This window comes from Mycoplasma parvum str. Indiana (assembly GCF_000477415.1).
Lineage (GTDB): Bacteria > Bacillota_I > Bacilli_A > Mycoplasmatales > Mycoplasmoidaceae > Eperythrozoon_A > Eperythrozoon_A parvum.
The window spans coordinates 239,389-251,049 of sequence record NC_022575.1 but is presented as its reverse complement, the minus strand read 5'-3'; the positions used below and the strand labels follow the sequence as shown (position 1 = coordinate 251,049).

The following is an 11,661-nucleotide window of genomic DNA, read 5'->3' as shown; positions in this document are numbered from 1 at the left end:
ATTCACAAACAAATTAAATTTAAATACCTTTTATTAATTATTTTTAGAAAAATGACCAGATTTGATGTAATTTTTTATAGCAATTGCCGCAATTGCTCCATCATTCATTGCTGTTACTATTTGTCTTAACTCTTTATTAATAACATCTCCTGCGGCAAAAATACCTTTCAAATTAGTTCTCATTTCAGAATCAACAATAATAAAACCTCTTTCATCTCTTTCTAATGAAAGATTAGAAAGAAAATCCGTCTCAGGTAAAAGTCCAATAAAAATAAATACTGCTTTACCTTTTATTTCCAATTCTTCTCCAGTTTCTGCATGAGTAACTAAAAGTCCTTTTACTTTATCATTTTCAACTAATATCTTTTTTGGTTTATAGGGAGTAAAGATAGTCACATTATCTTTACCTTTCAATTGTTTTACTAAAATCTCGTCCCCTCTAAATTCTCTTCTTCTATGCACTAATTTAAGATTAGAAGCCATTGCTGTTAAATAAATACCTTCTTCTAAAGCGCTATTTCCTCCCCCAACAACAATCATTTCTTCTCCAGTATATAAATTACCTTCACAAATGGCGCAATAAGAAACTCCTTTACTGTAATATTCTGTTTCATTCTCTATCTCTAATTTTCTTTCTCTCATTCCAGTGGCTATAAGAATAGTGCGAGTAAAAAAATTAGCTTTTTTAGTTTTTAGCTCTCAATTATTATTAGAAGAAGTAATTTCGATTACTTCTTCATTTTTAATTTCAACTTTTAACTCTTTTAATTGAGTTAATAAATTATCTGATAATTGAAAGCCACTTCTATCCAAATAACCTGGATAATTATCTATAAAAAGAGTTTTAGTTAATTTACCCCCTACTAATGCTTTTTCAATAATCAAAACATTTAAACAGGATCTAGCACAATAAATTGCTGCTGTAGCCCCCGCAGGTCCAGCCCCAATAATAATTACATCTCATATAGTATCTGACAAATTTAATTCTTAAATAATAAATTGGTGGAACTAATGAGACTCGAACTCATAACCTTACCCTTATAAGAGGTGTGCTCTGCCGATTGAGCTATAGCTCCTCTGATTTCTAACCTTAAATAAAATTTATTAAATTATTTTTATCTATTTTTGTAAGAGTAAAACAAAGAGAATTTAATATTGTTTAGTACTTTTTTTAATTAATAAGACATTAAAATTTAAGTGTTAATTGAAATTATTCCAAAAACTTATAGATTTTTTTAGATAATAAGCAAATTTATTTAATTTTTATTTAAAAAAATCTAATTAATAATTAGGATGGCGAAAAAAGAAAAATTAAATACTTTAAAAAATTCTGAAATTAAAACAAAAGTAAAAACTTCAAAAAAAAGTAATAAATCAGAAACTAAAAGTAGCTCCGTAAAAAGAGAATCTCCCTCCAAATCCAAAACAACTAAAAAGAAGATTGCCAAAAATGCAATAGATCATGAATTACTACAAAAAAATGAAAAAAAAGTAAAAACAATTAGAGAAAATCTTTTAGCTTTAAAAGCTTTAGAAAAAGCTGAAGCAAATAATTTTGAAAAATCTTTTGTTTTGGAATCAAATTCTAAAAAGGGAAAAGTAAAGAAAGGGAAAAATTTATTAACTTTAATTTTTCCTTTATTTTTGAATCAAGCTACAAAACCTAAAAAAGGGAAAAACAAATTAACAGAAGAAGAAATATTAATGATATTAGAAGACCAAGAAATGATTCCGGATGATTTTTGAGAATTATTCACAAAAAAATTAACTGAACATTCAATTCAGATTACTAATAAATTAACTAAAGAAGAAAAAGAAGCTCATCTTGATTATCAAGATGAGAATATTTCTAATTTCAGATTCTATTATTCTTCGAGTACTAAAGATAAAATAAGCGACTCTTCTAAATCTTTCCTCTCTACATTGTGCTTTTCAAGAATGCTAACGGCTGATGAAGAAAAAAAGATAGCTCAGTTAATGGATATTCCGGAAAAAAGAAGTTTCGCTGAAAAACAATTAATGACTTCTAATTTGAGATTGGTTATTTCAGTAGCTAAAAAATATTTAAATTGTGGGTTTAATTTGGGAGATTTGATTCAAGAAGGTGTTTTTGGGCTTAGAAAAGCAATTACTAAATTTGATTACAAATTTGGTAATAAATTTTCTACATATGCAACTTGATGAATTAGACAAGCTATTACTAGATCTATAGCTGATCAATCAAAAATAATAAGAATACCGGTGCATATGATGGAAGTCATTAATAAAATGACTAAAGCAGAAAAAGAATTAATTTTGAAAACTGGAAATTCTCCCACTTTAGATGAATTATCTTCAGAAATGCAAAAATATGGAACACAATTCACTCCTTTAAAAATTAGTGAAATTAAAAAAATTAATGTTGATTTGGTTTCCTTAGATAAACCTATTTCTAATAATGAAAGTTCTAATTTTTCAGATTTTGTAAAAGAAGATAATGAAGAAGTTAATCCAGAATGAATAGCAAATAGAAATATTCATGAAGAAAAATTAAAAGATTTGTTGCAAAGTACACTAAAGAAAGATGAATATTTAATTCTTTCTCTTCATTTTGGTTTAAATAATCAAGAAGCTCATACTAGCGAACAAATTGCTCAATTATTTGCAAAAAATCCTAAGTATGTAAGTTTATTGAGTGATAAAAAAATTAAAGATTTATTAGATCCTAATGTTTTAGCAGCTAAAAAAGCTGCCAAAAAAGGAGCAAATTATTCTGCTGCTAGTTTAAAGGGATTAAGTGCTGAAATTGAAAAATTTAAAAATGCAGCTATTCAAAAATTGAGAGATAAAGCTAAAAAAAATAAATTAAAAGATTCTTTTTTTAGTACTTTGTTGGAAAGAGAGGCATATTAATTCTTTTAAATTTATAAACTAATAAAAAAATTAGAGGGAGGGAAGATTATACCTCCCCTTTTATTAATGAAAAATACTAGTAAGTTTTTTAAAAAATAAGTATTTTAATTAAGAAAATCCTAATATAATGGCTTTACATACAATAGAACAACATATTTTTGAATGTAGAAGAAATAAACAAAAAGATCCTACCTATTTTTTCTCTATAGGAGGGATAGAAGAAATAGGAAAGAATTGCTATTGTATTGAACATTTAGATGAAATAGTAATTATGGATTTTGGAATTAAATTTGGAAATAAATTAACTCAACCTGGAGTAACAGGTGAGATACCAAATTTGGATTATCTTATTAAAAATCAAAAGAAAATAACTGGATTATTTATCACTCATGGACATGAAGATCATATTGGAGGAGTTCCTCATTTAATTTCTTCTTTAGAAATACCTACTATTTATGCTCCAGCATTAGCAATGGAATTAATTAAGAAAAAATTAGAAGAATTAAAAATTGAAAGAATACCTAAAATGGAAATTTATGATTCTGACTCTATTTATTTCACAAAATATTTTGCTTTTGATTTTTTTTCTGTAAATCACTCAATTCCTGATTCTTTTGGATTTTCTATTTCTACTCCTAATGGATTTTTAGTTTTTAGTGGAGATTTCAGATTTGATTTAAAAAACAAAATTGAAAGCAAATCTTTTCAAAGATTAATAAGTATTGGGGGAAGAGAAGTGGATTTATTGCTGTGTGAATCTACCTCAGCCGCTCAACCTGGATTTAATGAAAGTGAAGCGACAATTATTTCAGAATTGAAGAATATTATTTCTTCTTCTGAGGGAAGAATAATTATTACTTTCTTTGCTTCCAATTTAGGTAGAATTGAAGAAATAGTTAAATTAGCTAATTCTGCTGATAAAAAAATAGTAGTTTTTGGTAGATCTATAGAAAGCAGTTTGAAATGCTCACAAACTGCAGGAATTTTAAATACAAATGATTTAAAAAATGTATTTATTACCCCACAAGAAATGAATACAATTCCTGACAAAAAACTACTTATTATCTGTACTGGCTCTCAAGGGGAAGAATCTTCAGCTTTAAATAATATTTCTAAAGGATTACATCCTTTAATACAATTAAAGCCTTCAGATAATATAATCTTTTCTTCAAATGTAATTCCAGGGAATAAACAAGCAGTTAATGAATTAGTCAATAGACTTTATAAATCTGGATGCAAATTATTTTTAAATTCACCTGAATGCAAAATACATGCTTCAGGCCATGCAACCAAACTAGAACAGCAATTATTAATTTCTCTAATTTCTCCAACTTATTTGGCTCCAGTGCATGGAGAAAAGAAAATGCTACATGACTTAAAAAGAAATATTTCTGAATTGAAAATAGTACCTTCTTACAATATTTTCATTTTGAGAAATGGAGAAAAATTAAAAATATTGAATAGAGTAGTGAGTAAAGCTGAAGAGGAAGAACATTTAAAATTTAACTTCCCTTATTTTGTAATGGAAAATAAATTAACTGATCATGGAAAAGAAACTTTAAATGAAAGAACTAAATTAGCCATGAATGGATTATTAGTTGTTTCTATTACATTAGACTTAGAAACAAAAACTATATTTTCCATTTCTCCAGTAACAACTATTGGATCTTTGTCTTTTTCTTTATCTTCAGAAATATTTAAAGATTTAAGTAGAATGATTTCTAAAAATACAGAAGAGTTGCTCGCTAATTCTTCAGTAACTCTCAAAAAAGAAGATATTATCTCATCAAATACTTCTATAATTACTGATTTTTTCAATAAAAAGGGGCATAAAGTCCCTAAAATTATTATTTTGTTGGAAGAAGTAAAGCAAAATAATTTATGAGAAAACTCTATAAATGCTAACTCTTATATCAAAGAATAAAAAATAAATAGAAAACAGAAATAATAAATAATTAGATAAGAGAGTTTCCTCTCCCCCAAAAGGGGGAGAAAAAACTAATTTATATTAAATTAGATGACTGAATAAACATCATCCAAGCATTCTTGCTCCTCCTCTTCTTTTTCTTTCTTTTCCTTCTCTGTCAAATGTTGCTCTGTTGGATGTCTAACACTATAAATTCCCTTATTATTTTTAGAACCTTCTTCTACAGTTTTTTTAATAGGTGCAGGCATTTGTGTTAATACAGTAGCAACACTTACAGAAGAAATTAATCCAAAAATATTGAAAACTTTAAAAAAGAGTGACATTTAAAAAATTATTTAGTAATCTTATTATTTTTTAAATTGTATCCCATAAGAATCATTGTAGAAGGGGAAATATTTTCATTATTTTCTTCACAAAATTTTTCCTCAGGATCTATTGTTCCTTTTGTACTCACTTTATTCTGAATTTTCTCTCAAATTATTATTGGATTTTTCAATTCATCTTGAATAGTAAATTTCTTAAGACTACATGTCCGTGATAAAGGAATTTGAGAAATAACTCCTGAAACAATTTCAAAATTAGTTAAATTTTCTTCTTGTTTTGAAGCGTCTTCTGAATTTGTTTGGTTTTCCTGATTTTCTTTCCTCTCGACTCTAAATAAATTTATTTTGTCTTTTATTTTGTAGTTTCAGTAGCTATTATCTGTTCTTATTAAGTAATAGCCTTCTTTATTTTTTTCTTTGCCAAGAATAATATCTAACCAAGAACTGTTATTATTATGACTATTTCCTTTTAAATTAGCATAATCAACTTTTTTTGCAAATCTTAAATCTAAACCACTTAAATCTGATGTAGAAGATTTACTACTAGTTAAAAAATCAGGGAATTCTCATATTCCCAAAACACCTACTTTTTGTAAATTTAAGTCTTGATTTGTCTTATTGTTATTTTTCAAAAAATAAGAATAAATCTTTTCTTTATTATTTGACGAATTTTTTTCTCCTGATGTTTTCACTAAAGAGCTATCATGATTAATTTTTTTAACTAATAGCATAGAAGAAGGATAAGAAACATCAAATTTAAATGGAACTTTTTGCAAAATATCGCCGACAAGAGGAGCTTTAACTTTTAAAGTTGCTATCTTTTGATGATATTTTTGCTCTGGAAATCTAATTCTCTCTTTTGGAGTTTCAGATAATTCAATTTGGGTATTAACCCTAATGCTAGGTATTTTATTCTTATCAACTTTTAAAACATAAAATCCTCCTTTTTGAAAATCAGAATTATTTTTTAATTCAACATTTTTTAAATTATTAATTTTGTTATTTATTTCTTTTATATCTAAAACTTGCGGCTTAAAATAATTTTCAGAATTCCAATTTAATTTCATTTCAGAGGAAGATTCCACTAAATTTTTGTTTTGTTGCGGCTTTATAGGAATTAAATTAAACAATTGGCAGTTAGGATCGTATTGAAGTTTTACATTTTCAATTTCTCCTGATTTTTCCTTAGAGACAGTGTAATCAAAAAATCTACATCAAAATCCATTCTTGTCTCCAAAAATTTCTTGTTTTTGTTCATTATTATCATTAACTTTTGAACTTTCGGAAGAACCCTCCCCCCCGAGCTTGAATTTGATGTATTTCCATTTTGACTATTCTTACTTTTTTCTCTTTCCAGATCTTCAGCAATCTTCTTTGCTTCTTTTAAAACGCTATCAGGTATTTTTGGAATTCCTTTATCATATAAATCAGTAATAGCCTCAACAATAAAATAAGCTCCTTCAAAATTCATAATGTCTCGGTAATAAGATTTCAAAAAATGAGCTGCAGTTCCAAATCCTGCAGGAGCCAACAAAAGAGATCCTATTAAACTGGCACCTTTTAAAAAAGACATTTAACTTTTTAGTAAGTTAAAAAAATTAACCTAAAAAATAAATATTTAAGCTGTTTTTTCTGACAAATTATATCCCATAAGAATTATGGAAGAAGGGGGAATGCTATTATTCACTTCATCGCAAAATCTATCTTCAGGATTTAATGAATTTTTATTTTTTTTACTCTCAATCTCCATTAAAAATATTTCAGGATAAGCTAATTTATCTTTTCAATTAAATTTCTCAAGACTACATTTTGTCGATAAAGGAAGTTGTGAAATTATTCCGGCAACTATCTTAAAGCTAGATAATTTCTTTTCATCATTTTTTTCTTTTTCCTCTTCTTTCTTACCATTTTTTGGCTTCATAACTTTAAATAAATCTATTTTCTCGTTTATTTTATAATCCCAATAACTATCACTTGTTCTAATTAAGTAATAATTTCCTTGATTTGAAGGATTTGAATTCCAAAACCATTTAGTTATATCGCCCCATCAACTCTTTAATTCATCTTTTTTACCAAATTTATCTAAATCTATTTTTTCCGCAAAACGTAAGTCTAGCTTATTTAAATTAGGTGAAGAAGATTTACCTATTAAAAATTTAGGAAATTCTCATATATTTAAAACATTTAAATTATCTAATCCTTTCCCTTTATTTAAATGTGAATTTTCATTTTGCCGCTTTAAATAATAATATGGAACTTTTTCTTGAGCTTGTGCTTGCAAATTACTATCTGATATTAAAATAGAATCAACGTTATCACTTAATTCCTGAACTAACAACATAGAAGAAGGATAGGAATTTTTAAATTCAAACTTAACATTTTGGGAAATATCACCAATAAGAGGCGCTCTAACTCGTAAAGCAGCTATTTTTTTATGATATTTTTGTTTTAAAAATCTCTCACTTAAATTTTTTGGCTCCTCCGATAATTCAATTATTGTATTGACATTAATATTAGGTATACTGTTTTTATCTACTTTTAAAACATAAAAAGCCCCTTTTTGAAACTCTGAATTACTTTTTAACTTAGCTTCTTCCAATTTATTAATTTTTTGATTTATTTCTTTTATATCCAAAACTTGTGGATTTAAATAATCTTCTAAATTTTCATTTTTAGAAGCTTTTTGTAATTCACTAGTACTATTTGAATTTATTGTAATTATCTTAAATAAATCACAATAAGGATCATATTGAAGCTTTACATTTTCAATTCGGCCCCCCCCGTTTTTTGATACTGTGTAATCAAATAGGCGACATCAATATTTTTTCTTTCCGCCATTGCTAAATATTTCTTCTCCTTGAGTTTGATCTTGAGAAATACCATTAGAGCTGGTTGAAGAACTAGAAAGAGTTCAAGATGCAGAACTACTACTATTAACTCCATTTTGTGACTTACTTTGTTTCTCCTTCTCTAATTGTTCTGCAATTTCTTTAGCACTCTTCAATACCTCTTCTGGTATTTTTGGAATACCTTTATCGTACAACTCAGTAATCGCTTCAACTATGAAATAAGCTCCTTCAAAATTCATAATGTCTCGGTAATAAGATTTCAAAAAATGAGCTGCAGTCCCGAATCCTGCAGGAGCCAACAAAAGAGATCCTATTAAGCTAATCCCTCTTGACAGAGGCATTAACTTTTTAAATTAAAGAGCTTAAAGAAGTATATCGCTTTCTTCTAAAAATTTAGTAGTTAATTTGAATATTTCAGCCTCTGTAGAGAGAGATAATGCTTTTTCAGCTAATTCTTTCATCTCACTTAACCTCAAATTATTTAAAACTCTTTTAATAACTGGTATAGAAGGGGCTGACATAGAAAGAGTTTCTATACCTAAACCTACTAATAAAACTGCGGAATGGGGTGAACTAGCCATTTCACCACAAACACTTACATCAATATTTTCTTTCTTTGCAGATTCAACTACCATTTTTATCAACTTTAGAATTCCTGGAGAATTAGGTTGATAAAGATAATTAACATTTTCAGACATTCTATCTACCGCATTTGTATATTGAATTAAATCATTAGATCCTATAGAAAAGAAATCAGCTACTTTAGCTAATTTATCTGAAATTAATGCAGCTGAAGGAACCTCAATCATTAATCCAATAGGTATATTCACAGGAACACTATAACCTTCATTTTTTAATTGAAGTTTCACCTCTTCAACTAAAGCTTTAGCTTCAATAAATTCTTCATAAATAGTAATCATTGGAAACATAATTTTTATATTTCCATCAGAACTTGCTCTAATGATAGCTCTTAATTGAGCAATAAAAATTTCTTTTTCCTTTAAACTCATCCTTATAGCTCTATATCCCAAAAAGGGATTCAATTCTTTAGGAAAATCGTAATAATCTAAAGATTTATCCCCCCCTATATCTAATGTTCTAATTGTTAAATATTCTGTATCGCTAATATCAATTAAAGTATTTTTATAAGCTTCAAATTGAACTTCTTCAGAAGGCCATTCTGAGCTTTTCATATATAAAAACTCAGTTCTAAAAAGACCTACTCCTCTACCCCCAAATTCTCTAACTTTAGGCATATCCGAAGGTTGTCCAATATTCCCAAGAATCTTAATTTCTTTTCCATCTAATGTTTTGCAATCTTTAGATTTATATTCTTCTCACACTTTTTTAGTTGCTTCAAATCTTTTTTCTCTTTCTTGAAATTCTTTTAATAAAGAATCATCTTTTCCTTGAAAATCATAGTAAACATGGCCTGTTTTAGTATCTAAAGCTACAATCTCATCTTGCTTAATTAATGAAGTTACTTGTTGAGCGGAAACTATAGCTGGAAAGCCCATAGTTTTAGCCATAATTGCTGAATGACTTGTTACGCCGCCTATTTCAGTAATAAAACCTTTAATATATTTTTTATTCAATAATGAAGTTTCACTGGGAGTTAAATCATTAGCTAATAGAATACACTCACTATCGATATCATTCAAACTATTCTTATCCACATTCAAAACTATTGTTAATAATCTTTCCTTCAAATCCTTTAAATCAGAAGTTCTTTCCCTGAAATATTTGTCTGGCATTTTTTCAAATATTTCAATATATCTGTCATAAACAGAAGTAATTGCCCAAGCTAAAGAGCAATTTTCTTCAAATAATACTTTTTTAATCTCATTTTTCATCTCTTCATCTTTTAATAATTCTTGATGAGCTCTGAAAATATCAGCTTTCTCTTCTGAAATATTTTCAGATGCCAACTTTATTAAATTATCAATTTGTTTAATAGCTTTCTCTTCCACACTTTGAAATAAATAATATTCATTTTCAGGATTAGAATCTGATTCTTTTTGAATATTTAACTCTTCTTTTTTAAAGATATGAGCCTTTCCAACTACTACCCCTTCTCCAATTCCTAAACCTTTTATAAACTTGGACATCTATATTAATTTAAATAAATTTTTTAGCAATATTTATCGATAATTTAAATTAAGATTTTCCTTTTTCATCAGAAGATGATAAATTAGAAAAATATTTTCCCATTCATAAAGTCAAATTATCATCAACAATTTCTTTAATACCTTTTATATCAATTTGTCCTCCATATTTCTTTCTTATTTCTCCCAATAAAAAAGAAGTAACTTTATCCGGCTTACCAATCAATTTAATTAGTTTTTTATTTTTCTCCTGCAATAAAGTTTCACAAAAAGAAATAATTTCCTCTTCTTTTATTGTTACTGAATCTAAATAAAAAGTAACAATCTCTTTGATATTTGCTGTATTACTCATTAATTTTTTACAGCTTTCTCTAATTTTTAAATTATTAAATTTGAAATCTTCACTATATGCATTTAATTTCAATTTTTTAAGTAATTCTTTTAAAAAAGATATTAAATTATTTACTTTATCTCCTCCTCCATTTATTGAATTAAAAATTTTTAAAACAAAAAAAGAATTAGCTCAATCACCTAAAACTTCTTTAACTTTATAGCAATCTCAGAAAAATTCATAATTTTCTATAAGCTCTTCTTGTTCTCTCGAAGCTAATTTACTTTTCATAATGGAAATAAATAAACTAAATAAATGACTAGCTTCACAATTTTTAGTAATTTCTTCAATTTCCCTTTCACTTAACTTAATAGTTGGAATGCAACTTTCTGGCACAAGAAGATAATCCTGAGCTTCTACCTTATCTCTCATTACTATTAACTCTTCTTTTTTTTCATCTCATCTAAGTGTTTCATTATTAAAAACACTATCACTATTTTCAGCTATCTTTTGTAAAAAATATGTCTGAACTGCAGGAATAGCCCCCTCAATAGCTTTAAATGAAGCAAGATTCTTAACTTCTGCTCTTCCACTAATAGGTTCATTTATTTCATTTTCTAATGAAATATTCAAGTCTACTCTAAAATTACCTTTTTCCAACTCACCTTTAGAAATATGTAAAAAAAATAAAAGAAATCTTATTCATTTAACACATTCAATTACTTCTTCAATACTTCTTAATTCAGGTTCAGTGGAAATTTCAACTAAAGGATTTCCTAGCCTTTCAACCAAAAGAAGATATTTTTCACCTTGTTTTTGATGAGCGGCAGTATCTTCTTCTAAAGAAATAGCAGAAATATTAATTTTTTTATTAGTTTTAGGTAAAAAAATATATCCTTTTTTTCTATTTCTTTCTTGATATTGCGTAATTTGATATCCTTTGGGTAAATCAAAATAAAAATAAGATTTTCTCACAAAATTAACTTCTGAAGGAACTTCAGAATTTAAAGCTTTAAAAAGCTTTAAAACTAATCTAATAGCTTCTGTATTAATTTGGGGTAGAGTTCCTAAAAGACCCAAAGAGGTATAAGAGGAAGATTCAATGGGGATATTAACAAAAGCTTTCTTCTCTGACATAAGGGTAGCGTGCACTTCTAGCCCCATTTTTAATTTATAAAAGGGCTGTGTTTGCGGGACATCTTTTTTTTCTGAAAATTCACTAAAAGAAGTCAAA

9 protein-coding genes and 1 tRNA gene are annotated in these 11,661 nt (G+C 27.0%); 2 read left to right on the top strand and 8 right to left on the bottom strand.

Annotation, left to right across the window (positions count from 1 at the left end; all coding sequences use genetic code 4):
• Positions 1-33 precede the first annotated feature (33 nt).
• Together PRV_RS01295 and PRV_RS01290 are read right to left on the bottom strand one after the other, a co-directional pair.
• Positions 34-978 carry an NAD(P)/FAD-dependent oxidoreductase gene (locus PRV_RS01295; RefSeq protein WP_022769583.1) on the bottom strand — a complete coding sequence of 315 codons (945 nt, stop codon included), beginning with the start codon at positions 976-978 and terminating at the stop codon, positions 34-36.
• A 22-nt stretch (positions 979-1,000) separates the two neighbouring features.
• Positions 1,001-1,076 (bottom strand) — tRNA-Ile (locus tag PRV_RS01290).
• A 217-nt stretch (positions 1,077-1,293) separates the two neighbouring features.
• On the opposite strand from PRV_RS01290, the gene PRV_RS01285 reads away from it, so the two are divergent.
• Both PRV_RS01285 and PRV_RS01280 read left to right on the top strand, forming a co-directional pair.
• Complete coding sequence (locus tag PRV_RS01285) at positions 1,294-2,892, top strand: sigma-70 family RNA polymerase sigma factor (RefSeq protein ID WP_022769579.1); 1,599 nt, start codon at positions 1,294-1,296, stop codon at positions 2,890-2,892.
• 127 nt (positions 2,893-3,019) lie between these two features.
• A complete protein-coding gene (locus PRV_RS01280) occupies positions 3,020-4,816 on the top strand; it encodes a ribonuclease J (protein ID WP_022769575.1) in 1,797 nt (598 codons plus the stop codon).
• Between the two features lie 89 nt (positions 4,817-4,905).
• On the opposite strand, the gene PRV_RS01275 is transcribed toward PRV_RS01280, so the two are convergent.
• Genes PRV_RS01275 through PRV_RS01250 form a run of 6 tightly spaced genes read right to left on the bottom strand, consistent with a single transcriptional unit; the run spans position 4,906 to position 11,660 of the window.
• Complete coding sequence (locus tag PRV_RS01275) at positions 4,906-5,142, bottom strand: hypothetical protein (protein WP_022769571.1); 237 nt, start codon at positions 5,140-5,142, stop codon at positions 4,906-4,908.
• Between the two features lie 8 nt (positions 5,143-5,150).
• The gene (locus tag PRV_RS01270; protein ID WP_022769568.1) at positions 5,151-6,272 is read right to left on the bottom strand and encodes a hypothetical protein; all 1,122 of its coding nucleotides are present in this window, start codon (positions 6,270-6,272) and stop codon (positions 5,151-5,153) included.
• Between the two features lie 26 nt (positions 6,273-6,298).
• Positions 6,299-6,715, bottom strand: a complete 417-nt coding sequence (locus tag PRV_RS01265) for a hypothetical protein (RefSeq protein WP_022769567.1) — start codon at positions 6,713-6,715, stop codon at positions 6,299-6,301.
• Between the two features lie 45 nt (positions 6,716-6,760).
• Entirely contained in the window at positions 6,761-8,332 is a 1,572-nt protein-coding gene (locus tag PRV_RS01260; protein WP_022769566.1) for a hypothetical protein, read from the bottom strand.
• A 21-nt stretch (positions 8,333-8,353) separates the two neighbouring features.
• A complete protein-coding gene (ptsP, locus tag PRV_RS01255; protein ID WP_022769562.1) occupies positions 8,354-10,099 on the bottom strand; it encodes a phosphoenolpyruvate--protein phosphotransferase in 1,746 nt (581 codons plus the stop codon).
• A gap of 49 nt (positions 10,100-10,148) precedes the next feature.
• Positions 10,149-11,660, bottom strand: coding sequence for a hypothetical protein (locus tag PRV_RS01250; protein WP_022769559.1), 1,512 nt, complete (start codon positions 11,658-11,660; stop codon positions 10,149-10,151).
• Position 11,661 lies beyond the last annotated feature (1 nt).